At 43.7% G+C, this 25,566-nt stretch carries 29 protein-coding genes and 1 tRNA gene; 15 read left to right on the top strand and 15 right to left on the bottom strand.

Translation table 11 applies throughout. The annotated features are described in order from the left end of the window. Positions 1 to 170: 170 nt before the first annotated feature. The 10 genes from DXD12_RS03625 to DXD12_RS03580 all read left to right on the top strand — a co-directional run bounded on the left by DXD12_RS03625 (position 171) and on the right by DXD12_RS03580 (position 11,520). A complete protein-coding gene (locus DXD12_RS03625; RefSeq protein ID WP_118637419.1) occupies positions 171 to 1,181 on the top strand; it encodes an NAD(P)H-dependent glycerol-3-phosphate dehydrogenase in 1,011 nt (336 codons plus the stop codon). Between the two features lie 322 nt (positions 1,182 to 1,503). Continuing rightward, the gene (locus tag DXD12_RS03620) at positions 1,504 to 2,697 is read left to right on the top strand and encodes an ABC transporter substrate-binding protein (RefSeq protein WP_118637417.1); all 1,194 of its coding nucleotides are present in this window, start codon (positions 1,504 to 1,506) and stop codon (positions 2,695 to 2,697) included. Between the two features lie 290 nt (positions 2,698 to 2,987). Beyond that, a complete protein-coding gene (locus DXD12_RS03615) occupies positions 2,988 to 3,869 on the top strand; it encodes a branched-chain amino acid ABC transporter permease (protein ID WP_117795313.1) in 882 nt (293 codons plus the stop codon). Positions 3,870 to 3,981: 112 nt separating this feature from the next. Beyond that, a complete protein-coding gene (locus DXD12_RS03610) occupies positions 3,982 to 5,046 on the top strand; it encodes a branched-chain amino acid ABC transporter permease (protein ID WP_118293682.1) in 1,065 nt (354 codons plus the stop codon). Between the two features lie 3 nt (positions 5,047 to 5,049). Continuing rightward, positions 5,050 to 5,808 (top strand): ABC transporter ATP-binding protein, encoded by a 759-nt coding sequence (locus DXD12_RS03605; RefSeq protein WP_022359705.1) that lies wholly within the window; start codon positions 5,050 to 5,052, stop codon positions 5,806 to 5,808. 13 nt (positions 5,809 to 5,821) lie between these two features. Further along, a complete protein-coding gene (locus tag DXD12_RS03600; RefSeq protein WP_022359704.1) occupies positions 5,822 to 6,532 on the top strand; it encodes an ABC transporter ATP-binding protein in 711 nt (236 codons plus the stop codon). Positions 6,533 to 6,626: 94 nt separating this feature from the next. After that, on the top strand, positions 6,627 to 8,102 hold the full coding sequence (gene spoIVA, locus DXD12_RS03595) for a stage IV sporulation protein A (protein WP_106999830.1): 1,476 nt from the start codon (positions 6,627 to 6,629) through the stop codon (positions 8,100 to 8,102). A gap of 208 nt (positions 8,103 to 8,310) precedes the next feature. Beyond that, positions 8,311 to 9,918, top strand: coding sequence for an MBL fold metallo-hydrolase (locus DXD12_RS03590; RefSeq protein WP_106999831.1), 1,608 nt, complete (start codon positions 8,311 to 8,313; stop codon positions 9,916 to 9,918). Positions 9,919 to 9,951: 33 nt separating this feature from the next. After that, positions 9,952 to 10,425, top strand: a complete 474-nt coding sequence (rnhA, locus tag DXD12_RS03585) for a ribonuclease HI (RefSeq protein WP_022359619.1) — start codon at positions 9,952 to 9,954, stop codon at positions 10,423 to 10,425. 252 nt (positions 10,426 to 10,677) lie between these two features. Next, positions 10,678 to 11,520, top strand: a complete 843-nt coding sequence (locus tag DXD12_RS03580; RefSeq protein ID WP_118637415.1) for a lysozyme inhibitor LprI family protein — start codon at positions 10,678 to 10,680, stop codon at positions 11,518 to 11,520. A gap of 304 nt (positions 11,521 to 11,824) precedes the next feature. Here DXD12_RS03580 and DXD12_RS03575 read toward each other — a convergent pair whose 3' ends face one another. Continuing rightward, complete coding sequence (locus DXD12_RS03575; protein ID WP_243105338.1) at positions 11,825 to 12,865, bottom strand: IS30 family transposase; 1,041 nt, start codon at positions 12,863 to 12,865, stop codon at positions 11,825 to 11,827. Between the two features lie 1,308 nt (positions 12,866 to 14,173). Between DXD12_RS03575 and DXD12_RS03570 the strand changes: the two genes are divergently transcribed. From DXD12_RS03570 to DXD12_RS03560, 3 genes are all read left to right on the top strand, one after another. Further along, a complete protein-coding gene (locus tag DXD12_RS03570) occupies positions 14,174 to 14,479 on the top strand; it encodes a hypothetical protein (RefSeq protein ID WP_147354006.1) in 306 nt (101 codons plus the stop codon). Positions 14,480 to 14,557: 78 nt separating this feature from the next. Continuing rightward, positions 14,558 to 14,920 carry a hypothetical protein gene (locus DXD12_RS03565; protein WP_118637409.1) on the top strand — a complete coding sequence of 121 codons (363 nt, stop codon included), beginning with the start codon at positions 14,558 to 14,560 and terminating at the stop codon, positions 14,918 to 14,920. A 45-nt stretch (positions 14,921 to 14,965) separates the two neighbouring features. After that, positions 14,966 to 15,244 carry a hypothetical protein gene (locus DXD12_RS03560; protein WP_243105337.1) on the top strand — a complete coding sequence of 93 codons (279 nt, stop codon included), beginning with the start codon at positions 14,966 to 14,968 and terminating at the stop codon, positions 15,242 to 15,244. A gap of 59 nt (positions 15,245 to 15,303) precedes the next feature. Here DXD12_RS03560 and DXD12_RS03555 read toward each other — a convergent pair whose 3' ends face one another. After that, positions 15,304 to 16,092 (bottom strand): hypothetical protein, encoded by a 789-nt coding sequence (locus tag DXD12_RS03555; RefSeq protein ID WP_118637405.1) that lies wholly within the window; start codon positions 16,090 to 16,092, stop codon positions 15,304 to 15,306. 194 nt (positions 16,093 to 16,286) lie between these two features. On the opposite strand from DXD12_RS03555, the gene DXD12_RS03550 reads away from it, so the two are divergent. Beyond that, the gene (locus DXD12_RS03550) at positions 16,287 to 16,571 is read left to right on the top strand and encodes a hypothetical protein (RefSeq protein ID WP_118637403.1); all 285 of its coding nucleotides are present in this window, start codon (positions 16,287 to 16,289) and stop codon (positions 16,569 to 16,571) included. A 129-nt stretch (positions 16,572 to 16,700) separates the two neighbouring features. After that, the gene (locus DXD12_RS03545) at positions 16,701 to 17,030 is read left to right on the top strand and encodes a hypothetical protein (protein WP_118637401.1); all 330 of its coding nucleotides are present in this window, start codon (positions 16,701 to 16,703) and stop codon (positions 17,028 to 17,030) included. Between the two features lie 3 nt (positions 17,031 to 17,033). Here DXD12_RS03545 and DXD12_RS03540 read toward each other — a convergent pair whose 3' ends face one another. From DXD12_RS03540 to DXD12_RS03480, 13 genes are all read right to left on the bottom strand, one after another. Continuing rightward, positions 17,034 to 17,474, bottom strand: coding sequence for a hypothetical protein (locus tag DXD12_RS03540; protein WP_118293442.1), 441 nt, complete (start codon positions 17,472 to 17,474; stop codon positions 17,034 to 17,036). A 14-nt stretch (positions 17,475 to 17,488) separates the two neighbouring features. After that, positions 17,489 to 20,026 (bottom strand): hypothetical protein, encoded by a 2,538-nt coding sequence (locus tag DXD12_RS03535; RefSeq protein ID WP_118637399.1) that lies wholly within the window; start codon positions 20,024 to 20,026, stop codon positions 17,489 to 17,491. Positions 20,027 to 20,260: 234 nt separating this feature from the next. After that, on the bottom strand, positions 20,261 to 20,839 hold the full coding sequence (locus DXD12_RS03530) for a hypothetical protein (RefSeq protein ID WP_118293444.1): 579 nt from the start codon (positions 20,837 to 20,839) through the stop codon (positions 20,261 to 20,263). Further along, positions 20,839 to 21,165, bottom strand: coding sequence for a hypothetical protein (locus tag DXD12_RS03525; protein ID WP_118637397.1), 327 nt, complete (start codon positions 21,163 to 21,165; stop codon positions 20,839 to 20,841). Before DXD12_RS03525 ends, DXD12_RS03530 begins: the two co-directional genes overlap by 1 nt. Positions 21,166 to 21,168: 3 nt before the next feature. Continuing rightward, complete coding sequence (locus DXD12_RS03520; protein ID WP_118293446.1) at positions 21,169 to 21,447, bottom strand: hypothetical protein; 279 nt, start codon at positions 21,445 to 21,447, stop codon at positions 21,169 to 21,171. A 282-nt stretch (positions 21,448 to 21,729) separates the two neighbouring features. Next, entirely contained in the window at positions 21,730 to 22,296 is a 567-nt protein-coding gene (locus DXD12_RS03515; protein ID WP_118293447.1) for a hypothetical protein, read from the bottom strand. Positions 22,297 to 22,299: 3 nt separating this feature from the next. Beyond that, positions 22,300 to 22,479, bottom strand: a complete 180-nt coding sequence (locus DXD12_RS03510) for a hypothetical protein (protein ID WP_118637395.1) — start codon at positions 22,477 to 22,479, stop codon at positions 22,300 to 22,302. Positions 22,480 to 22,495: 16 nt separating this feature from the next. Continuing rightward, positions 22,496 to 22,747: a hypothetical protein gene (locus tag DXD12_RS03505; protein ID WP_118293449.1), complete on the bottom strand. Its 252-nt coding sequence runs from the start codon at positions 22,745 to 22,747 to the stop codon at positions 22,496 to 22,498. Positions 22,748 to 22,795: 48 nt separating this feature from the next. Beyond that, a tRNA-Leu gene (locus tag DXD12_RS03500) sits at positions 22,796 to 22,880 on the bottom strand. 389 nt (positions 22,881 to 23,269) lie between these two features. Further along, the gene (locus DXD12_RS03495; protein WP_118293450.1) at positions 23,270 to 23,557 is read right to left on the bottom strand and encodes a hypothetical protein; all 288 of its coding nucleotides are present in this window, start codon (positions 23,555 to 23,557) and stop codon (positions 23,270 to 23,272) included. A gap of 423 nt (positions 23,558 to 23,980) precedes the next feature. After that, positions 23,981 to 24,268 (bottom strand): hypothetical protein, encoded by a 288-nt coding sequence (locus DXD12_RS03490; protein ID WP_118293451.1) that lies wholly within the window; start codon positions 24,266 to 24,268, stop codon positions 23,981 to 23,983. A gap of 102 nt (positions 24,269 to 24,370) precedes the next feature. Then, positions 24,371 to 25,159, bottom strand: a complete 789-nt coding sequence (locus DXD12_RS03485) for a hypothetical protein (protein ID WP_118637393.1) — start codon at positions 25,157 to 25,159, stop codon at positions 24,371 to 24,373. Positions 25,160 to 25,205: 46 nt separating this feature from the next. Beyond that, positions 25,206 to 25,517: a hypothetical protein gene (locus DXD12_RS03480; protein WP_118637391.1), complete on the bottom strand. Its 312-nt coding sequence runs from the start codon at positions 25,515 to 25,517 to the stop codon at positions 25,206 to 25,208. Positions 25,518 to 25,566: the final 49 nt, after the last annotated feature.

The raw sequence follows: 25,566 nt of genomic DNA, 5'->3' as shown, positions 1-25,566 counted from the left end.
TGGTGGCAGCAGGAATTTGCCGTATTTAAATGCGAAGCCACGGCAAATTCCGTTATTGGGCACGTATGCGTGAACCGTAACGTCATAAGTAGTGGGAATGTATAAAAATTTCCAAATAACATTGACCTGTAGAGAGAAGAAGAGAGAAAAGCAGGTCGGGAGGTATCAGGATGGCAGCAGTAGGAATTATCGGAGCCGGAACCTGGGGCACAGCCCTGGCGGTGCTTCTGAACAATAATGGGCAGGATGTGACAATCTGGTCCGCATTTGATACAGAGATCCAGGAAATGAGCCGCACCAGACGGCACAAAAATCTGCCGGAGGTTGTACTTCCGGATCCGATCCAGATGACAGCTGATCTGCGCACCGCGATGGCGGAGAAGGATATGCTGATTATGGCGGTTCCGTCCGTCTATGTCCGCAGTACGGCGGCGAAGATGAAGGAATACCTGCGTTACGGTCAGATTGTCGTGGATGTGGCGAAGGGAATCGAGGAGCAGAGTCTTATGACGATGTCACAGGTCATCGAGGAGGAACTTCCACTGGCGGAGGTAGCCGTCCTTTCCGGACCGAGCCATGCCGAGGAGGTGAGCCGGGGATTGCCGACCACCTGTGTGGCAGCGGCGCACCGCAAAAAGACTGCTGAGTTCATGCAGAGTGTGTTTATGAGCCCGGTGTTCCGTGTTTACACCAGCCCGGATATGCTGGGCGTCGAGATTGGTGCGGCTCTTAAAAATGTCATTGCGCTGGCAGCCGGTACAGCGGATGGGCTGGGATGCGGCGATAACACGAAGGCGGCGCTGATCACCCGCGGAATTGCGGAGATTGCCCGTTTGGGTATTGCAATGGGCGGAAAACAGCAGACCTTCTACGGATTATCCGGCATCGGTGATTTGATCGTAACCTGTGCGAGCATGCACAGCCGCAACCGCCGGGCGGGTATCCTGATTGGAAAGGGATACACGATGGATGAGGCGATGAAGGAAGTGCAGATGGTTGTCGAGGGCGTTTATTCTGCGAAAGCCGGTCTTCTGCTGGCACAGAAATACGGCTGCGATATGCCGATCGTTTCCCAGGTCAATCAGGTGCTGTTTGACGGAAAATCTCCGAAAGAGGCGCTGGCGGATCTGATGATGCGCGATCCGCGGATCGAATCGAGCGATCTTCCGTGGGAAGGATAATTCAGACGGCAGCCGTTTTTCTGAATTTGAGTGATAGAATTCGGAAAAATAGCAATGAGATCTACTATGTTTTTCTGGAAAATGCAGGTGTCTGTGTCAGGCGGACAAAACTTGTAAAAAGTGTTTACTATAACCCGTAAGAATATCTAATATAACTACAAGATCTGGAAAAGAGAGAATTTAGCGCAAAAAGTTGAAAATCTGCTAAATTCCCTCTTTTTTAGGTGGTTTTTGTATTGACAATTAGAGGGGTAAAATTTATAATTGCCTCATTCAAATAGTTGTTGTATTCCATTGCAGCATAGAATTGGAGGAGAATATTATGAAAAAAAGAGTAGTTAGTCTTGGGCTTGCAGCCATGATGGCGATGTCTATGACCGCTTGCGGCGGTTCTGGAAATGCGGGCACTTCTGAATCAGCAGCAGAAGATGCACAGGGCGCAGAGGGAGCTGACGGCGAAGTATTTAAAATCGGCGGCATCGGACCGATCACCGGCGCGGCTGGCGCTTACGGCGAGGCTGTAAAGAATGGTACTGAGCTGGCAATCAATGAGATCAACGAGGCTGGCGGTATCAATGGTTACCAGGTAGCGTTCAACTTCCAGGATGATGAGAATGATCCGGAGAAGGCGATCAACGCATACAATACCTTAAAAGACTGGAACATGCAGATGCTTCTTGGTACTGTTACTTCCAAGCCGTGTATCGCAGTTGTAGCAGAGACAGCAGCAGATAACCTGTTCCAGCTGACTCCGTCCGGATCTGCTGTTGAGAGTATTTCCGGCGACAACGCATTCCGCGTATGCTATTCTGACCCGGATCAGGGACGTGCATCCGCTCAGTACATCGGCGAGCACAAACTGGCAACCAAGATCGCTATCATCTACGACAGCTCCAGCGAATACTCCGATGGTATCCGCGAGTCCTTCGTAGCAGAGGCTCCGAATCAGGGTCTGGAGGTAGTAGCCAGCGAGGCATTTACATCTGATAACAATACCGATTTCTCCGTACAGCTTGATAAAGCAAAAGAGTCCGGCGCTGATCTGGTATTCCTGCCGATCTACTATCAGGAGGCATCTGTTATCCTGAAACAGGCAAACGATAAAGATTTCCACCCGCAGTTCTTCGGCTGTGATGGTATGGACGGTATCCTGAGCGTTGATGGCTTTGATAAGTCCTTAGCAGAAGGTCTGATGCTTCTGACTCCGTTCTCCGTAGACGAGGAGTCCAGCCAGGACTTCGTAACTGCTTATCGTGATGCTTACGGCATCGACCCGCTTCAGTTCGCAGCAGATGCTTACGACGGCGTATATGCAATTAAGGCAGCTGCAGAGAAGGCAGAGATCACACCGGATATGAGCACTTCCGATATCTGCGATGCACTGAAAACAGCTATGACTGAGATCCAGATCGATGGTCTGACCGGTACAGAGATGCACTGGACGGCAGAAGGCGAGCCGCAGAAAGCGCCGAAAGCTGTAGAGATCAAAGACGGCAAATATGAGATGATGCAGTAATTAAAAATTTAAAAACTTCAGAACCGTTGCGGCTATATGTATGTAGCTCTGATGGGACTGTTACTGGATGTCCGGCGGCACAGATGGCTGCCGGGCATTTAGTAACAGCTTTCTTTTTAAAACGGTTCACTGCACATGCTTGCCTGCGACGACGACTGGGTGTTTGCTTTCTGCGGACTGCGAGACGGTCATGTTTGTTCTGCTAAATTCGGTCACAGGTAAACATGTGCAGCGAAATGCGTGTACAGGGAAATGCGAAAACGTAGAAACAAAGAGGTAGGTGTATACATATGAGTTTTCTTTCTTATTTAATCAATGGCATCAGTCTGGGAAGTGTCTATGCGATCATTGCACTGGGCTACACCATGGTTTATGGCATCGCGCGTATGCTGAACTTCGCACACGGCGATATCATCATGGTAGGCGGTTTCACAGTGTTTACGATTGTCACAACGATGGGCGGTTCTCCGGTTGTGGGTATTCTGGCTTCGGTGGTTGTGTGTACAGTGCTGGGCGTTACCATCGAGCGAGTTGCATACAGACCGTTGCGTGACGCGTCCCCGCTGGCAGTTCTGATCACCGCGATCGGTGTCAGTTATCTGCTCCAGAACGTGGCGCTTCTGATTTTTGGTTCCAATGCGAGACAGTTTACATCAGTTATTACTGTACCGGCATTAAAGCTGGCTGGTGGCAAGCTTTCGATCTCCAGTGTCACGATCGTGACGATTTTAAGCTGTATCGTGATTATGGCTGCCCTGATGGCATTTATCAATAAGACGAAAATGGGACAGGCGATGCTGGCGGTTTCTGAGGATCGCGGTGCGGCAACCTTGATGGGTATCAATGTAAACCGCACGATCTCCGTAACCTTTGCGATTGGTTCCGCTCTGGCGGCAGTAGCAGGCGTGCTGCTCTGCTCGGCGTACCCGTCCCTGTCTCCGTACACCGGTTCCATGCCGGGTATCAAGGCATTCGTGGCAGCGGTATTTGGCGGTATCGGTTCGATCCCGGGCGCATTTATCGGCGGTATCCTGCTTGGTATCATTGAAAACCTTGCCAAGGCGTATATTTCCTCCCAGCTTTCTGACGCGATCGTATTCTCTGTCCTGATTATCGTGCTTCTGGTCCGCCCGACCGGTATTCTCGGCAAGAAGATGACGGAGAAAGTATAATAGAGAAAATTATACGATGGTTCATGACGGGGACTTTTGAAACGGAAAGTGCCGTGTGAAAACAAGATGGTGCATGAACTGCAATAAGCAAGAGAAAGTGCAGGTGTTTAAAATGAATGCATATAAAAATAAAATTCGGATTCAGAATGCGATCACATATGCGATTGTAATCGGCTGTTACATTCTGATTCAGATTATGATGGCAGGCGGCCATGTAAACAGTCTTTTAAAGGGTATTCTGGTTCCACTTTGTACCTATACGATTTTGGCGGTTTCCTTAAACCTCACGGTTGGTATCCTCGGTGAGCTGAGTCTGGGTCATGCCGGATTCATGTGTGCGGGTGCGTTTTCAGGTGCATTTTTTAATCATGCCATGAAAAATCTGATCGCAAGCAACCAGGTACGCTTCATTCTGGCGCTCTTTGTCGGTGCGGCGGTAGCAGCGGTATTTGGTATCCTCATCGGTATTCCGGTTCTGCGTCTGAAAGGAGACTATCTGGCGATTGTAACGCTGGCATTCGGTGAGATCGTTAAAAATATTATCAATGTTCTGTACGTCGGCATCGACGGAAACGGAATCCACGTTTCCATGAAAGATGTAGCTTCCTTAAAGCTGGCAGCGGACGGTCAGGTGATCATCAAGGGTGCACAGGGTATCACAGGTACACCGAAGACGGCGACCTTTACGATCGGCATTATCCTGGTACTCCTGACCCTGTTTATTGTATTGAATATCATCAATTCCCGGACAGGCCGTGCGATCATGGCGATCCGCGACAACCGTATTGCGGCAGAGTCTGTGGGTATCAATATCACGAAATACAAACTGATGGCATTTACCATCTCTGCTTCCTTAGCCGGTGTGGCAGGCGTTCTGTACGCACACAACCTGGCGACGCTGGCAGCGACCCCGAAAAGCTTCGGTTATAATATGTCCATTATGATCCTTGTATTTGTGGTTCTGGGCGGCATCGGAAATATCCGTGGTTCCATGATCGCGGCGGTTATCTTAACCCTGCTTCCGGAGATGCTTCGAAGCCTCAATAATTACCGTATGCTGATTTACGCGGTCGTCCTGATTGCAATGATGCTTTTGACCTCCAGCCCGAAGGCGATCGAGGTCCGCGAGCGCATCTTTTCATCATTCCGGAAAAAGAAGACAGAAGGGGAGGCGTAAATCATGGCAATGCTGGATGTAAAAAATTTAAGTATTTCTTTTGGCGGTCTGAAAGCGGTCGATGATTTCAGCATCACGATAGAAAAAGGACAGCTCTACGGTCTGATCGGACCGAACGGCGCTGGTAAAACGACTATTTTCAACCTTTTGACGGGCGTGTACAAGCCGGATGGCGGACGGATTCTGCTGGATGGAAAGGACATTACCGGTCACAAGGCAATCCAGATCAATCAGGCAGGCATCGCGAGAACCTTCCAGAATATCCGTCTGTTCAAGGAGCTGAGCGTGCTTGACAATGTAAAGGTTGGTCTTCACAACCATCATAAATATTCTACGCTGAGCGGCATTCTGCGTCTTCCGTCCTATTACAAGGTTGAGAAAGAGATGGATGAGCGCGCAATGGAGCTTTTGAAGGTGTTTGACCTCGACAAAGAGTTTGATTATAAGGCATCGAACCTCCCATACGGCAAGCAGAGAAAGCTGGAGATCGCCAGAGCGCTGGCGACCGAGCCGAAGCTTCTGCTTCTTGACGAGCCGGCAGCCGGCATGAACCCGAATGAGACGGCAGAGCTGATGAAGACGATCCGTTTCGTGCGCGATCATTTTGATATGACCGTACTTCTCATTGAGCATGATATGAAGCTGGTCTCCGGTATCTGCGAGCGCCTGACGGTCTTAAACTTCGGTCATATGCTGGCAGAGGGACCGACCAGCGAAGTACTCAGCAATCCAGAAGTTATCAAAGCATATCTGGGAGAATAGGGGGAAGTTTCGTATGTCAATGCTGGAAGTAAAAGATTTACAGGTATATTATGGTGTGATACAGGCACTCAAGGGAATTTCCTTTGAGGTAGAACAGGGCGATGTGGTAGCGCTGATCGGTGCCAACGGAGCCGGAAAGACGACGACGCTTCACACGATCACGGGTCTGCTGCCGTCCAAGGCAGGCAATATCACATTTGAGGGAACGGATATTACCCATGTACCGGGCTATAAGCTGGTATCAATGGGAATCGCCCACGTGCCGGAGGGGCGCCGTGTGTTCGCTTCCCTGACGGTTCTTCAGAACCTGAAAATGGGTGCGTATACAAGAAATGACAAGAAGGAAATTGAAGATACGATCGAAATGATTTACAAGCGTTTCCCGCGTCTGAAAGAGCGCAAGAACCAGCTTGCCGGAACTTTGTCCGGCGGCGAGCAGCAGATGCTTGCGATGGGACGCGCCCTCATGAGTCACCCGCGCCTGATCGTTCTCGACGAGCCGTCGATGGGTCTGTCCCCACTCTATGTTAATGAGATTTTCGATATTATCCAGGAAATCAACAAGGACGGCGTGACTGTTCTTCTGGTCGAGCAGAATGCGAAAAAAGCGCTCTCCATTTCCAACAAAGCATATGTGCTTGAGACGGGCAATATCGTTCTGAGCGGTGATGCGAAAGAACTGATGAATAATGAGAGAGTGAAGAAGGCTTATCTGAGCGAATAAAAATGTTCTGTGAGCCGGAGCTTTCCAAATGGGAATATTCATAACCCCCTTATGGTCTGAATACATTGTATCAGCAGACCAAGGGGGTATTTTTATGGATCATTTTAATGTATACAGCGATATCCAGGCGCGAACCGGCGGCGAGATCTATATTGGGGTGGTTGGTCCGGTTCGGACAGGGAAATCGACCTTTATTAAGCGCTTTATGGAACTTCTCGTCCTTCCGGGGCTGGAAGATGTCCATGCCCGCGAGCGCGCCCGGGATGAACTTCCCCAGTCTTCGGCGGGGAAAACGATCATGACAACGGAACCGAAATTTATCCCTAAAGAGGCGGCAAAGCTCTCGCTTGGGGACGGTGTGGAGGTGCGGGTTCGCCTGATCGACTGCGTCGGTTTCATGGTGGAGGGCGCTGCCGGTCATATTGAAAACGAGAAAGAACGCATGGTGCGGACGCCGTGGTATGAGGAGGAGATCCCATTTACAGCGGCAGCCGAGCTGGGAACGCGCAAGGTCATCACGGATCATTCGACGATCGGGCTTGTGGTTACGGCGGACGGCAGTTTCGGGGAGTTGAAACGGGAGAATTATGTTCCGGCGGAAGAGAAGACCGTGCAGGAACTGAAAAAACTGGGAAAGCCGTTTCTGGTGCTTTTAAACTCGCAGAAACCGTATTCGGAGGAGACGCGGGCGCTGGCAGCCCGGATGACCGAAAAATATGAGGTGCAGGTGCTCCCAGTCAACTGTGAGCAGCTGCGTGCCGAGGATATCCGGGAGATTCTGGGGCAGGTGCTTCTGGAATTCCCGGTCACGGAGATTGATTTTTCGATTCCGAAATGGCTGGAGATTCTGCCAAACAGTCATTGGCTTAAATCGGAGGTCATACAGGCAGTCCGGGGGATGATGGATCGGACGGTACATATGCGCGATGTGGCGTTGGCGCTGCCGGAGGAAACCGGGGAAGCGATCCGTCGGATCCGGATTGTATCAATGAAAATGGATGATGGCAGCGTTCAGGCGGTGGTCGAGCTGGACGACGGGCATTATTATCAGATCCTCAGCGAGTATGTGGGAATGCCGATCGAGGGCGAGTACCAGCTGATGCAGACCTTGAAGCGGTTGGCGTCGATGCAGAGCGAGTATGAAAAGGCATCCGTGGCGCTCACGCAGGCACGCAAGAAGGGCTATGGGGTTGTCACGCCGGAACGCGGGGAGATCGTTCTCGATGAGCCGCAGGTGGTGCGCCACGGCAATAAATATGGAGTCAAAATGAAAGCGCAGGCGCCGTCCATCAATCTCATCAAGGCGCAGATTGAGACTGAGATCGCGCCGATTGTGGGAAATGAACAGCAGGCAGAGGATTTGATCCGATACATCCGGGAGAATGCTGGAAAAGGTGAGGAAGGCATCTGGGAAACCAATATTTTTGGAAAATCAATCGCCCAGATCGTCGATGACGGGATTCAGGCGAAGATCTCCCAGCTCACTGAGGACTGCCAGGTGAAGCTGCAGGATACGCTGCAGAAAATCATCAATGACAGCAATGGGGGGATGATCTGTATTATTATATAATAGAATAGGTCTGGCTCTTGTTGGGAAAATGGTGCGTTGTCTGGAATGGGAATGTGGGACAGATAAGGTGATTTTATGAAAATTTTATCGAAACTTTATCGGGGAAATTGCAAAATTGTCAGAAATCAGTTATAATGAAGCTAATAGCAAAAACACTTTCCGCAAGGGGTATGCGGAAACATAAACGACAGAACAGGGGGCTGATTTTATGAGGCTTACATTTATCGGTGCGGATCATGAGGTTACAGGCAGCTGTCATTTCCTGGAGGCAAGCGGACTGAATATTCTGATTGACTGCGGTATGGAACAGGGGATCAACAAGTATGAAAATGCAGAACTTCCGATTCCGTATTCGGATGTGGACTATGTGCTGGTGACGCACGCCCATATTGATCATGTGGGATTGCTTCCGCTTATCTATGCGAGGGGATTCCGCGGACAGATTATGGCGACGCGCGCGACCTGCGATCTGTGTGATATCATGCTGAAAGACTGCGCCCATATCCAAGAGTCAGAAGCGGAGTGGAAAAACCGGAAGGCCATGCGTGCCGGAAAACCGGAGGTGACGCCGATTTACACGATGAACGATGCGGAAGGGGTACTGCATCACTTTGTCCCCTGCAATTACAATGAGATTATCCGTCTGAATGACAATCTGGAGATTCGGTTTGTCGATGTGGGGCATCTGCTTGGTTCGGCTTCGATCGAGATCTGGATGAAGGAAGACGATTGTTCCAAGAAGATTGTATTTTCAGGTGATATCGGTAACAAAAACAAGCCGCTCATCCGCAGCCCGCAGTACATCCGTCAGGCGGATTATGTTGTCATGGAGAGCACTTACGGCGGTAGGTTCCACAAGAATACAGGCGATCACGTGGAAGAATTTGCCCGCGTGATTCAGGAGACGCTGGATAAGGGCGGCAATGTCGTGATCCCGGCATTTGCGGTCGGCAGAACGCAGGAAGTGTTGAATTACATCCGTATTATCAAGGAGAAGAACCTTGTAACCGGGCACGGCGTATTTCCGGTTTACTTAGATAGCCCGATGGCGGTGGAAGCGACCGGCGTGTTCAAGGACAATATGATGGATTGCTACAATGAAGAGACGAAGGAGCTGGTAAAAAAGGGCATCAATCCGATTTCTTTCCCGGGTCTGCATCTCTCGATCACCAGCAGCGATTCCGTTGCAATCAACTTCAACGAGGAACCGAAGGTTATCATCTCGGCAGCCGGCATGTGTGATGCGGGCCGTATCCGCCATCATCTGAAACACAACCTCTGGAGACCGGAGTGTACGATTTTGTTTGCTGGCTATCAGGCAGTCGGCACACTGGGACGCAGCATTATTGAGGGACGCGAGGAAGTGAAGCTGTTCGGTGAGTCGATCGAGGTCAAAGCACGGATCGAGAAGATCGAGGGCATCAGCGGTCATGCGGACGAGACTGGGCTTTTGGAGTGGGTTGGCAGTTTTATGGAAAAACCGTCCCAGGTCTTCGTGGTACACGGCGATGACACAGTGTGCGATGCATTTGCAGAGACGGTCAAGGAGACTTACGGCATCAATGCGATGGCTCCGTTCTCCGGCAGTTCCTACGACCTGAAAGAGGGATGCTTCGTGACTGTTACGAAGGGTATTCCGATTCAGAAACCGGCAGTGAACGAAGCAACGAAGAAAGCGGCTGGTGTATTTGCCCGCCTGCTGGCAGCCTGCGACCGCCTGCGCCGTGTTGTTATGCATAACGAGGGCGGGGCGAACAAAGATTTGGCACGTTTTGCCGACCAGATCAACTCGCTCTGCGATAAGTGGGACCGCTAAGCTTCAATAATAGACATAAAGGAGATTTCTGACTTGAAAGTAACTATATACACAGACGGCGCCGCCCGCGGCAATCCAGATGGTCCGGGCGGATTTGGAACCGTCATTCACTATGTAGATCCGGCAGGAAAACTGCACACGAAAGAGATTTCCGGCGGCTACAAACGAACTACGAACAACCGTATGGAGCTGATGGCAGCTATCGCCGGTCTCGAGGCGCTCAACCGCCCCTGCGAGATCGAACTCTATTCAGATTCCCAATATCTCGTCAACGCTTTTAACCAGCACTGGATCGAGGGTTGGATCAAAAAGGGCTGGAAACGCGGCAAAAATGAGGAGGTTAAGAATGTAGATCTATGGAAGCGCCTGCTCGCTGCCAAGGAACCCCATCAGATTTCGTTTTTCTGGGTGAAGGGGCATAATGGGCATCCGGAGAATGAGAGATGTGACTTTTTGGCTACTTCGGCGGCGGATGGGGACGAGCTGATGGTGGATCCGGGGGTATAGCTCGTTACTGCTCACACATGTGTGCCCAGTAACAGGATTTTGCCGATGCTTCGCATTCCAAATCGGCAAAATCTGCATCCGGAACTGTATTGTACGGAATTTTCAGTTCAGAAAATTCCTACCTGTGAGCAGTTACTATAACAACCCTTACGATATGTTTACATCTTTCGATCATCTATTTTCAAACCGTCTTAAATGTGCTATTTTAAAATTATCAAGTGAACAGGAATAGCAAAGGCGGTTGAGAGTAATTTGAAAAATAAAGGAATGATCGCTGCCCTCGGTCTGATTCTGGTGCTGGGGATTGTGACGACGGCGGCAACGCGGCGTTATATCCGGGAGCAGGCGGGAAGTGAGAGAAGCCTGACGGTCGGACCGGAGGCGATGTATGAGGCGGAACCATTTGCGGCGGAAGCAGCGGAAAATGGTCTGGCGGAGGATGCGCCGGAGCCATCTTCTAAAAAAATGGCGCATGCGGAAAGCGTGGGGACAGAAGATAGAGCCTGTATGCAGGCGGAAGGAGATGTTTCTGTCCAGTCTTTAGGTGAACAAAAGGAAAAACGTGCAGATAATCGGGCGGCTGCTAAGGCGGCAGAGAAGCAGAGCGCGGGCGATGAGTCGGATCATTCTGTGAATACAGGGGCGGTTGTGTCCCCGGTTGAAAATGGAATTGTATCTCCTGCGCGAGGCGCGTCCTCCGGGACAAGTGCAGGCTCGGACCGGACAGCGGAAGATTACCGGAACCGGCTGGGCGAGATCGAGAATACGATTCAAAACCTGGAAAATTCGGGAAGTGCGAATACGACCGACGCGATGCGGGAGGCGGTCGCGTATGAGTACCGGCTCTGGGATGCCGAATTAAATCAGATTTATCAGGCAATCATGGCGGTGCTTCCAGACGAGGAGACAGACACGCTGCGTGGTCGGGAACGCAGATGGATCCGGGAACGTGATACGGCGGCGAAACAGGCGGCGGAGCGCTACAAGGGCGGCACGATGGAAAATGTCGAGTACACGGCGTCGCTGGCAAATTCGACGCGGGATCGGGCGTATGAGCTTTTGGATTTGTATGAATCGTATCTTCCGGCAGAGTAGTGAAAAAAATTAGAAAATGGGACTTTTGCGGCATATAGAATTGTGGTAAGGGTCCCATTTTTGCACACTTTTTGTACTGAAAATGTCAAGAAAAGTATGTAAAAAATTGATGAAATAGCAAAATGCACAAATGCAAGTTTTTATACGGATGATATGTGGTTTGCGTTTGTGCATTATTGCTAAATTGGGAGATTTTGTCCAGACGTTTGGACATTTTTGGAATGGCTGGAGATATTTTCGGGCATGGCAAACAGACGCACCGAAGATACGTGCGCCTAAAATGTCCAAACGTTTGGACATTTTTTTATGCCTGCTCTTTTTGTAGCATTTCACGCGCTGACAAACCGCCGAAGATAGCGCGGGGATAATCGTTCATCCAATCTTGGATGCGCTCTACATCCTTTTCGCTATATTCGGCTATGTCAGCACCTTTTGGAATATGCCGCCGGATCATCTTGTTTAAATTCTCATTACTGCCGCGCTCAAAACTACAATACGGGTGACAATAGTAGGCAACCGTGCGGCGGGCATCTGGACTACTCACAGAACGTTCTACACCTGCCATGTCCAGAAATTCAACACCATTATCCATTGTAATGGTTTTAAACGTCTGCCGGAAGCTTTCAGTCCCATAGGTGGATTCTAGGCGATCCAGAACCCGTATCACACTACGTTGAGACTTGTCCGGGATTTTGAAGATATATTCAAACCGGGTTTTCCGTTCTGTCAGCACCAGCAAGCAATCCTTGTTGCCGCCTTGACAGCCTACTACGGTATCCATCTCCCAATGTCCGTAATGCCTGCGCTTCATGATACTTTTAGCACGTTCTTCTATACTTCGTCCTTTTAGGTTGTTTCTGGCAACCGTGGAAATCTTACGCAAGTTTCGCTTCTTCCGGTTGCATTTCACAGGCAGATGCTTATTTGTAATATTTAAAAACAATCCCTTGTCTACATAGCTATATAAGGTATTCAAGCAGACGTTTGTCTTAAATTTTAGTTTATGCGTCTTAATATGCAAAAGGATCGCTTCCAGCGAATAGCGCTTTTCCAGCACCATCTGCTCTATAAAGCGAATGAAAATTAAATCATTTCCGATTTTCAGTTCGCGCCCCTTTTCTAATTTATTCCTGTCGGCGATTGCCTGCCCGGTATCGGCACAGTATTTGCTGTAGGTTCGCAGTTCGGAATCCAGCATTTCAACCGTTCCGCGTTTAATTTCCCGGTAAATCGTCTGATAATGACGCCCCAGCAGAACAGCGATTTCCTTAATGCTCTTTTTCTCGTTTCTGTATGCTTCGATTGCATACCGTTCTCGCTCAGTTAAATCTTTTCTTTTTCCCATACTCATACACCTTTCTTCCATATATCACACACTACGCCAAAAGCAGATGGCGTATCAAGAGTAAATTGCACGTTCCGCTCTTGACACGCCATCCACTTTTGGCGTGGTGCAGTCAGAATCCCACCTCAAGGTCGGTCACTAAAGCCCCGGAAGAAGTCCGCTTTTAGCTTTTAGCCTATAAACCATGTAAACACGATTTACAGACTAAAACGCTAATTCGGAACTTCTTTACCAACCAGACCAAGGAAAGATGCATTCTGCATCACTTATTCATGTTTTTTTCGTATCATTCGGCAAAGTGTTTCGATACATTCACGGTATTACTAGGCAAGCAACTTCTTCTTTGTTTCTAATGTCTATAGCTACCATTCTAGTTCAGTCTTTCTATTCTATGTATTCTCATTTTCTGTTTCTTCTTTGATATTCCTGTATTGACTCTATCAATGATGAATCATTACCAGATACCAGATATACTTCATATCCATTTATCCGGTACATTCCATTCATGTATATCGGTACAAGGAAAATTATTTCTTGATAGAGCAACACAGGCAATACAAAGAGAAAACAGGACATTAGTAATTGCGAAGAGGAAGCTGAACCGTAAGATAGAATATAGCATAGAAACTGTAAAAGTATCTATCTAAGTAAATCGTTTAGAAGAAACTTACACTTTGCTGAATGTAAAAAAGCATAAAGTTTGATTGTTCAAAGCAAAAGGGATATGCAAAAAAAATTAAAATGTCCAGACGTTTGGACATTTTTATTTATGCCGTGTAAGCGATGTCCGCCCCTACGGGGACGTACTAGGGTCAAAAGCAAGCGGGTCGCAACCACTCTGTATTTCCAGTATCTTTACAATTCCTCTTGCCACTTCTAAATATCTGTCCACATTTTCGCGTATCCCTTTCCGGCTTTCCTTTATTTGTTGTCATGCCTTGTTACTAGGGCATCATAGCAGACTGTTCGCTACAGAAAAGGGGTAAACTGTACTCCAAAAATATTTTTTGAATTTTTATATAAAGAGTTAAAAAGGAAGTAAGGTTATGTGAATAAAAATTAAAAAAATATTTTCTCCGCCCCTTTTCTTCCGTTCACAGCCTGCTAAAAACAGATGCCGTAACAAAGCACATTGACAACTAAATAAAGAAAATCCAGAAAGGGGTTCTGAAATGTTCCGAAACAGATACTTAGAAGAACAAAGAGAAACTTGCAGAAATACCGGAAGTACAGATTGGTTCAAACTTCAATCAATGAAGTACGAAACAATCCGTGAAACGGAAGAATCCGTCTACAAAGATGAAATCTTTGCAGACGTTGACGAAAAAATCTTCTGGTATTAGAAAAAATCCCTCCGGAAAACCCGGAGGGGATAAAGAAAGGATCTTCGCTATGAAAAAGAACAAAATCATTTTGAAAAAATTTAGAATTGATTACCTTGAAAATCTTGCTAGTGTTATTGAAAATACATTACAAAGTTATCAAGAAACCCTCGACAGGGAAAGAGAATATTTTAATACAGCCGTTGATGAAAATGACGAATACGATATTCAATACCATTCGGAACAAATCAAAAATTATGAAGCAAGAATCTCAGAGGGCGAAAACTGTTAGAAGAACTGGAAAAAATGGTGTAGGGCGAAAGCCTTACGCCTTTTTTAAATTATGAACTAACCTAAAGGAGGAATAGTTATGTACGACTACTATGAAGCAGTAAAAGAAGATGTACTCACATACATCAAAGAGGAAGTAGACATGAACGGCATGGATCTTGATGAGCTGAAAGAACGGCTCTACGAAGAGCTGATAAACGAAGATAGCATTACTGGAAATGCATCCGGATCGTACACATTCTGTCGAAGCAAAGCACAGAAATACGTTGAGGAAAATAAAGACCTCGTCCGGGAAATGTGTGATGAATTTGAAGACCATCAGAGGATAGCAAACCAGTGGCTCACAGATGATTATGAACTCATAGACGTATGTCTACGATGCTACGTTTTAGTAAACGCCATTGAAATGGCAGTAGAAGAACTGGAAACTGCGGCTGAATAAGCCGCTTTTCTCCTTTCTGGATATTTCAAGAAAGGATGGTAAATCATGAAATTATACAAAACAGAGGACGGTAAAAAGTTATATCCCGTATGTAAGTGGGAAGATAATCAGCATAAATTATATAATACACATGACCGTATCATGAATGCAATATATAATGCGCGCGAAAATGGAGAACCAGAGCCATACGAACAATTAGAACGCATTGAAAAAGCTATGGATGCATTTGAGAAATATGTAATAAATGGTATCGTATATGCCACTTATCAAGATGGTTTAATCATCAAAGATTATATATTTGCTTATGATTTAAGGCATAAATAAAAGAAAGTCCGGGGAGCAATCCTCGGACTTATTTTTTTGTCCAAACGTTTGGACATTTTTCAGAACTGGAAGAACTTAATAGTATTATACGGCGTATCAATCGTTTTCATGCTCTGGACTTCCCCGAAACTGTTAAGCAAAGTTTCTAAGTCTGACTTTGCGATCATCATGGTGGTGTGTGTGCCGGAATCTAAGTTTCTAGTACACCAGTATCTCTTTTTATTCTTAATACCTTTAAACATATCTTTCGTTATATATTTTGATATGTAATGAGATACCCGGACAGAACTTTGTACCTGCGTAGCGGTTGTAAATCCATATGGAAAACCAGCAATATTGTAAATTGGCAGACCGCCCTTTGTGGTGTGTCGAGAATACTTCATTTTCCAGAGTGACATATCCATGTTACTAAAAACACCGTGCAGATGGTAACGCCCCGATTTATGCCGTTCTGGAACAATCAAATACTTTGTTCGACAGGATGAATGATCGCCCATATAACGTAAGAAATCAGACATACATTTTACTACTTCATCATAGTTAAATGAATCAACCAGTTTTGGATCGAAAGTAAATGTAAGAAACCATTCCCAAATATTATCCCGCGCATAACTATAAATTTTATTTTTTGTGCGGTTAAATGAAACAAAAAACGAATGAAGCGCGTTTTCTTTTTTGCTTTTTTCTGATTTATTTATTCCAAAAGCCATAAAGGAATAAACTTCGAATAGTTCGTTATCACGTTCCACGATAAAAGAATCTTTTTCTTTTTCACGACCAGTAATAACGTTAGAATAATAAACTACCTCTGTAGATTCTAAATATTGTGAAATTTTAACATTGTACATTTTTTAACTCCTTTCATTTTGTCCAAACGTTTGGACAAAATAGAATTTTGAGAAAAAATTTGCATTTTTTCTCGGTTAAGTGTTGCCATAGTCAAGTAGGCAACACCCAGCCGGAAATTGATAGAGTAACAGCTTTACAATAACTTCTGCATTTGCTATAATGAATATAAGATATTCAAAGGAGAAGCAATCCTATGCAAAAGAGATTGAAAAGTTTGGATGAGGGTAAAGCGCCCCAAATAGTGAACAAAACATCACTGGATAAAGCAATTCGAAGAAATGCCTTAAAATCTAAAACATATACTCACAATAAAAAAATTATGCGAGATATGAAAAATCAAAATTCACAAAAAGCAGAACAAACCAATGGACTTAAAAAGTGTTTTGGTTTTTTCAGAATGATATTGAAATTTTTATTCGGTATAGCAATTATAATAATTGCCGTTATACTGTTGGTGGCAATATCAAATATAAATTAAGAAAAGAACCGTTCGACATAATCTTATATTCATAATATCTTTTCTGATTTTGTCCAAACGTTTGGACAAAATATAAAACCTTATTTAATAGTTCCCAAAAAAACAAAAGAATAAGAAAGGAATACCAATATGGATGTATTAACTCCCTTTTTCAAAGCAAGATTTATTAGCAACCTAATCACATTCTTTATTATCTGGAATTATGCCGAGTCACAATTAAAAAAATATTATGCACAAGAGCACCAACTTGATGAAAAACAAGTGGTTGATAATATAAAAAATGATAGGCGCTTCGACTGGGGAACAGGACAAGAAGATAATTGGAGACATACTTGGAATTCTGCAAACCCAATCGAGCGCAAAAAAATCACAAAAAGAAATATCATGCTAAAATGCTTTTTATTATATTTCTTTGGAGGGACAATTCTTGAAGTATTGACGAATGTATTTTTATCATAATGGTTATTTAAAAAGTTGAGATAAAAAAGACATAAGTCCGGCAGAAGTTTTTCCTTGCGATGTAATATTATTCTTCATTTCCTTAAATACCTTAACTAATAAAAGCGTTAATTTATATATAGTAAATAAACATCCAGTTACAACCATAATATAAGTCATATAAAAAACTGGATCGCCCATTAAATAACGATATGTCCCAACGCATTGTAAAACAGGAAGATCGCTTGCTACACCTGATTGTGCAGAATTTCCAAGCTGAACAACATAAGTATTTATTTCAACTAAGGTATCATAAAAATTTGTCAGTGCTGAAACAATATTGCTGATAAACGTAAAAATAAAATTAAAAAAATTGGAAACCGATGTTAATATAGAGCCACTGAAGAAACCGTCTATAGATGGTGGTGTTAGTGGCTCTACATTTATTGAAAGAAAATAAATCATTATATCATCCTTTCTTAAATGTGTATCTTATCAATCTTTTTACGAATTACTGCAATAACAGATAAAAAGATTACAAAGTAAGCACATGATAACAACAAATTATAAAGTGAAAGATTATCTCCCAACAATGGCAAATTCACTTCTTTTAAATAATTAATTCCACGAAGTATATTTTCGTTAAGAAGCCCATCAAACGCTGGAATATTAAAAACTAATACAATGAATCGTAGACAGTTAATAAATAATATTAACAGCATAACAATGATAAATAACACTATCATGAACAAATTCAAGAAGTTAGTAAATCCAGAATCGTTTTCTGTTTCGTTATTATCATTTTGTGTTTTATTTCCGTCAATAATGTCCTTGAATCTATCCGGAAGAGAATCAATAGCGGATTCTATCGATTTTAAAGGATGAATTAATGCATCTGGAAAAGAAGCCAAAGCCGCTTCAATGGAACTAAGAACAGATGGAAATGAAAATCCATTTGTTAAACCGAAAACACCTTGCAAAATATTAGGCAATGAGGTTGACAAAACACCCGGCATCAAATCAGCAATCGCATTCGGAAGAGAACCGACAAGAGAAGAGATACCTGTCAGAAAATCAGAAGAGATAAATCCATGTACTAATTTATCTGGTAAAAGCTCAATCAACCTACTAATATTGTTAATTGGTTCAGACAGAGATTCTGTAATAGAATCTGGTAAAGCCGTAATAGATTTAATTATCTTATTAAGTAATTCAGTAAGTTTACTTGAATCAATCCCGGAACTTGACGAACCACCCGGATTAGGACTTGGGTTCGGTTGAATTGTTGAAGCAGAAACAACTTCAATAGTAGGCGAAATAGCAGTACCATTATTAAAATCAAGGGCACTAGATATTAGACCCGCACCGAATAAAAAAACACCAAATGCTTCAGCAAGTTTTTTACTGATTTTATATTTATTTTTGTCTTTGTTATTATCATCTGGACTGCCATTATTTCCACCTTGGATAACAACAAATTTTGCTAAAATATCTTGTGATTGTTCTTCTTTCCTTGCGCTAGTGCCATCAACATAATTTCCATAATATTCACTAATAAAGGAATCTATCTGGCTTTGAGCAACACTTGTTCCGGCATAAGTCGCAATCGCTGATAAAAGGTAACTTAAATGCGAATATGCTTGCACCGTAGATAAAGAAGAACCTATTTTGTCGATTTTCCAATATGGAGCAATATTGGAAATTACCTCGGATTCATTATTAGAGGCATAAATTGATGATAATAATTTATCGGATGCCTCTGCGGTACTTGGAACTGTCATTGAATCAGAAACAGTATAATTTTTAGAAAAGTTTTCCTGTAAGCCGATCCATGTTTTTTTAACTTGAATTTTTTCTGTTGGAGACGTTACTCCATCAACAGTATACAAACCACCTATTGTGTCATATAAAAGATAAGACTTCAAAGCTTCTTGGTTTGCAAAAACAAGACCGAGATTTAAAGCTACAGATGCAGGAAACATTCGTTCAGATGGAAAATTTTCTGTCCATTCATAATACCCGTTTTCGCCATCCTCGTCATAATTAAACCTATTATAATAATATTTTATGCAATTACTTGTACTAAGAGCTACATGGAACTCGTTATTATTGTCTAAAATACCTTGTACCATTGCGAAATCATTATTATAACTAGTACCTTGATATTTCATATAAGCTGTTTTTTTATATGAACTAACAGGATAGTAACCGATAATATCAGCTTGTGTTTGATATAGTAATTTGCCATCACGATCATATGCTTTCCATGTGGCAGATTTTATATAACGATCTTTCATGCTAGCTGGAAACCAAGCATAGGTTGTATCTGTCATGTAAGAAGATTCAAACGTAGCTTCGTTTCCTTTCCATGTGGCAGAACCAAGACATTCTCCTACCATACTGGAAAGAACTTTCATTCCTACATATGTAGCGCCAGCCTTTGTAGCAAGACAGTCTTGCCATGTTTTCATTTTTGTTTCGTTGTTTCCGTATTTACGGCGAATCCAAGGTTCAAGAGTATTTGAAGCAAATTTTTTAATTGTCTTAATTCCAGCATAAACACCATAAGCCGCCATACACGTACCAATAACAATGTATGCGGCATCATCAATACCGACTATGTAAGTAGATATTTCTGGATCGCTCATTGTAGTTAAAGGGTAATCTTCAAATGTCCATTCAATATCAGAATAATCTGGTTGTTCTGGTTCAAATTCTATATTTTCTAAATTTAATTGGTCTGCAAGTTGTCTCCTTGATTCCTGTAGTTCTTCGTTTTCGGAATCGTAGACCCGATTTTCATTTTCATCAAAATAGAATGGTTCTCCCGTGTATGTATCTGGATCAAAGTTTTCTGGGGAATCATCGTCCACAACGGGTTTACTAATGTTGAATGATTCATTTGTAGTAGGACTTGCAAGAGCAGTAAGAGGATTTTCTACGAATACAACAAAAGCAAGCATGAAAGAGAGTATCTGCTTGCTGTTTCGCCTTAGAAGTTTAAATATATTATCCATAGCATTTTTCCTTTCGTTTAAAAATTAATAATGCCGTGTAAGCGTTGTCCGCCCCAAAGGGGACGTACGGGGGTCAATAGTTTGCGTGTTGAAACCGAAATGTATGGATGAAAGATAAAATGTCCAGATGTTTGTACATTTTGTTTAAATATCTGGATTTATTTCTGAAACACTGGCGCTTTTCTTTGCTGAAGCTAAAGAAAAGCGCCCATCTGTTCCCAAAAGAAAATGAAATCATAGATTTACAATCAATCCATAATTATCCCGGTAAAAATTTGATAACTTGTTGCGCCAGTCTTTCATTCCCCAGTCAAAATCAAGCGGTATGAACTGCGTATCATAATATACGTTCTCAAACAGCTTGGCATTGATGGGGACAGAATGAATAGAACTGGACATATCAGCTAAATTTATCAGCTTGTAATAAATGTTTCTATCGTTTTTAGATACAACCACTACAGTTTGTGTTTGATTTCGCAAGCGATTATATACCATTTCTGCCTCAATGGTAGTGTACACAAAAAGGCAATTCTGCTTACCGATTGTGTTGATAAAGATAGAAATTTCCTTTAGCTTCTTATAGTCCTGTGCATCCAAACCATTATATATCTCATCAATGAAAAGAATTTTCGGACTTAAATCAAGCGGAAAATCTTCTAATGAATTGATATAGTGAAAATCATCCCGCGGACTGTAAATATTAGTATAAACGGGAATATCATACGCTTCATGAATCGCTTTTACCAGTTTATAGGCGAACAGTGTTTTTCCAGAACGCTGTGCCCCAAGGCATCCAATGATTGTACCAGGCATTAATTACCACCGCCGTTCTCGTTAAGCGTATTAACCTTGATACCCCGGACAAGTTCGTTCTGCGTGTAAGCGGAAAGCAGAGCTTTAAGGTTCTGACTGCTAAAGAAATTGATATTCTTATTGTTTTGTAACTGTTTGTCAATATCCTCAAAGACCTTACGCCATTCCGAAAGATTGTACTTTTCGATGAAGTACATGAGCTGGAACTTGAGATGCATCTGCGTAGAATCCATGTAGGGGATAATACCGTAAATGGATTTAATCGGATCGCCCGTGTCAACCGGGGCAGAAAAACCGCTCATGAGTGACTGGAAATCAACCTGCATTTTTTACCCTCCAATCCGTACAAACATGATAAATGTCAGAATGATATTAGCAATCATAAGATTTCGGGGAACTACGTCTTTTTTGAAGAAGTTGCCGAACATGATGCTGGAAAGTTTGCGCTTGTCCTGCACGAAATCCAGATTGGCGGCAGATAGAACCACTACACTATCTGCACCTACCTGTTTAAACTCATCTTCTTCAAGCATCCCATTCATAGAACGGTTTAACATGGGTAACGTTTTTGCCGTGTAAACACGGGTATCTGTGATAGCAATATACATTTTTCTTTCTTCCTTTCTTACTATAAATTTGTCCAGACGTTTGGACATTTTTATTCATGGGCACAAAGATCGGCAACGTGGAGCATCTGTAATATTACATAAAGTCCAAGCATAATACCGAACACCTCGTTATAACAGGGATAGCTTATCATTTTCGCACCCCCCTACCATTATTGATTGACTTATAGACGCGTATTAGTCCAGAGACAATAAAGCCGCCTATATTTACAAAGGCACATATAATAATGAAATAAGTGAAATATTGTAATGTCTCCATAAGCATTACTCCCTTTTTAAAGTATGGAAGAGGATAAGAAGAGCACAACAAGCAGTAATGATGGCACACGTTAAAATGTTATCCAGACGATTTACTATAGTTGCTTCGTATGGCGGCAAATCGGATGCACTAGCAATCGTGTATACGCTTATTTCCTCGTCCTCTTCATCATCGAATGGATCGTAGGAATCATAGACTTTTACGCGGGTTTTACCTGTGTGTGTAACCTCTGAACTGTTCTCTTCGGTATCAGTTTTGTTATTTCCTGTTTCTGCCGCTTCGCTGTCGGTATCTGTTATGCCGCTGGTTTCGATATCTACGCTATCAGCTTCAGTTTCGGCTCTGCTATCTAATTCTTTCTTGATAGCATCAATTATTTCATCAACAGCAGAAACCGTATCAGACGAATCAGAGGTATCTGGTTTTTCAGAAGTCTCCGGCTTTTCGGAAACAGAATCTTCTGTATCGCGTTCAGAAACTTCCTTTTCATCCGCTTCACTACGTTCCGGCGGCGATGAGTCTTTCTGGCTATCGGAAGAATTTTCTTCTCGCACTTCGTTATCTTCATTCATGCATTACACCTCACTTTCTTCTACATCTGCGACTGCATCACGGACTAATACCAGCTCATTCCTTGCAAACTGCCACATTTCAACGTTATTTTTCTGTGACTCATTCTGTGAGCCAATCTTGATAAGTGCATCTAAATCGCTAATTCGTGTTTCGATAATTTTTAAGGTTTTCTCTTTATTCATGGTTCATTTTCTCCTTTCAAAATGGTTGTTTCCACAATTCAATGCCGCGTTCTTTGCATACAGATTCAAGAAGATCGCTTTTTTCTCTTAAAAACTTTTCATAATCTTCTCTATCACGAATGTCTGATATATCATAACCAAGATCATACATTCGTTCTGTCTGACTGCCTAAAGAATCAAGAACCGCATCGCAATACTCTTTTTCTAATTCTTCGTCAGTAAGCGTACACGCCCATTTGATAATGCTGTTGCGTTCTTTTCTTTTCATGTACATCTTCCTTTCTTTCAAAATGTCCAAACGTTTGGACATTTTTAGAGGGAATACCCGGATTCGAACCGGGGACGTATTCACGGCGCATTGAGGGTTTACGCCGCCGCTTTTCCAGTTAAGCTATACTCCCATATTTTTATATTTTCTATTTATCTATAATTGATGGTGCTATCTATACGGTAACAGGCAAACGTGTGGTAAATGGCTTGCCGTAGTGAGAGAATGAGCAACTAAGGCGGATAGCACAAAAGCGCTACCGCCTATAGCGCATTCTGGGGCGCGACCGTCCGCGTCAAGGGTAAAGGCACGCCCGGAATAGAACCGCCCTTGACACGCGGTCTGCGCCGTCATGCGGCTAAATAATAACCGCAAGGGAAGAAAATCCCCGGCGGCAGGAAACGCAAGCGAAATAAGTTAATGCTACGTTAATGAGTCGCAAGCCGGGAATGAATAAGGGGGCGGGGGAATAAATCCCTCGCCCCCGGAAGAGTGCCTATCCCATCGGGTAAGCAAACCGCATCAGCGGAACGCCGCTTTTAAGGAATTGATAATAAGGAAACCAATTCCTAAGCCTGCTGTAATGTAAACAACTGGCATCAGAGCTTCGATAATAATGTTAGCGAAGGTAAACATCTGGTTAATATCGAAGTTGATCGCGATACCAGAGCCAGAACCAGAAGCACCTGGTTCACCGGCAAAAGCCGGAACAGCACAAGTGGTAGACATAGCAACAGCCATCAGACCTGTTTTTGTTTTCATGCCAAGGTTAGCAACCTTGCCACGTACTTTTGTCAACATTTCACTCATAGTTTGTCCTTTCCGTCCTCAAAGGGACTAATTTTATTATTTCAACCGCATCCCAGAACAGGGAATCACAGACTTGCCGGGAGCGGGAGAAACCAAGTTAATGGTTTTTATCTCTGATTTTCTTCGACAGGTCGATACAACAATAGATGAAAGAAAACAGAATCATCAAAAGTAATACAACGCTCATTTTCACTTTTCTCCTTTCGTTTTGTCCAAACGTTTGGACAAGGGTTTATCATTGATTTGACAAAACAGCGCATAACAGCAAAAGCTGAACACACTGTATTCAATGAGTGAAACACCAAGAATTAAGATAATCAATGTAGATTTCATCGTCCATCCTTTCTTGGGGTTGCCCCGGCGGGAAAATGTACCAAAACCGCCGGGGGAAAATGTATGTCAAACGCGGTTAAGCGCTATGACCTATTTGTTTACAGGTGCTACTCCCGGTTTATTGAGAAGCTGTTTCACTCCTACGATACGGAAATCAGAACGATCGCCATATTCTGTGAACGTACACAGGAACAGTGCTACATCGCCGCGGTGAACGCCTGCATAGACTTCCTGCGGGCATCTGATAGTGGCAATGTCTACGCCATCATTCTGAGCCACATTCAGACGATAAGATTTCATTATCTGACCCTCGTTATTCTTCCAATCACGCGGCTCTGGTTTTCCTACTACTTCTAATTTTGCTTCGATATTTAACATGATATTTTTCTCCTTTTCTTATGTGCCCCCGGAACGCCGGGGCGGTAATAGCTAATTACTTAGGTTATATATGGTAACTGTACATTTTAAACGGATTTAAAGTTACATTGCAGACTCGTCCGGGTAAACAATGTTAATTTCAATCTTGTATGCCTTGCCATCTGCGGCGCGACGCTCATCGTTCAGAAACGGTTCACATACCTTTCGAATCGCATCGGTAACAACTGATTCCCAAGTTGCCCCGGTAGCCATGTTAAGACGCATAACAGGGATGTTCATGTCCCGGACATTCTTCTTTTCTTTCTTTTCGTTTTTGTCAGCATCCTCGTTTTCTTCAACCTCTTCGGACTCATCCAAAGAATTAGCTTCGGATGTTTTAGAAGCGGATAACTTCTTAATGTCTTTAATAGTTGCGTTCGGATCGACTTGGGCGATCGCTTCATCATTCAGTTTGAGCATTGCAACCAACTGGGAACTTGAAAACTTCGCATACTCTTTACTAAGCAATTTCGTAGGTTGTCCGGCATCATCTTTGACGGAATATTTCAAACATACGTTAATGAAGTTGTACGCCGAACTGCGACTGAATCCGTACTGCGTCTGCACAAAGTCCTCAAAAGTCTTGAAGTCCAATTCTTTATACAATTTCTTCTGGCGAATCAGAACCAACTCATAGCCGATTTTAACGAAATTTTTGGTAAGGTCTTTTACCAAAGTATCGAGAGTTTTAATTCGTTCTGAAAGTTCTTTCGAAAGCACATCCGGGGTGCTATCCTTTGATACTGGTGGATTCATAACATTCGGAGTGACGGAAGTTTTTGTATCTGTAGAAGCAGAAGCCGGACTATTTGTAGCTTCGGTTTCTTTCTTCTGTAATTCATTTGTATTCATATATACACGCCCTTTCTTGTTTGTCCAAACGTTTGGACATTTTGAGTTATACGGACTCTTCGAAGAATTTCTTTGCAAGTGCTTCGAAGTCGATTGATTCAAGCATTACTTTGTAAACATCCACATAAAGGGGATTTACCGATCCCGGCATGAAGCTAACAGCGATATAGTTCTTTAAGAGGTAAGCACCGCTTTTTAAGAACTCGTCTACACTGTGTCCAGTTTGTAAAGCAAGAGCGGCACTTTCACGGCTGAAAAGTTCACGCGCAACCATATTGAGGTTGAAATCATTGTTCAGATAGTACCAGAGGATTCTGGTTAATGAATCTTCCAGTGTTTCCTTTTTTACTGCAATCATAGCCATTTTCCTTTCTGTAAAATGTCCAAACGTTTGGACATTTTGCACA

The sequence above is a fragment of the Clostridium sp. TF11-13AC genome, assembly GCF_003481065.1.
Taxonomy (GTDB): Bacteria; Bacillota; Clostridia; order Lachnospirales; family Lachnospiraceae; genus Otoolea; species Otoolea fessa.
Note: the sequence above shows the minus strand (reverse complement) of the source record. Positions and strands in the feature narration are given on the sequence as shown.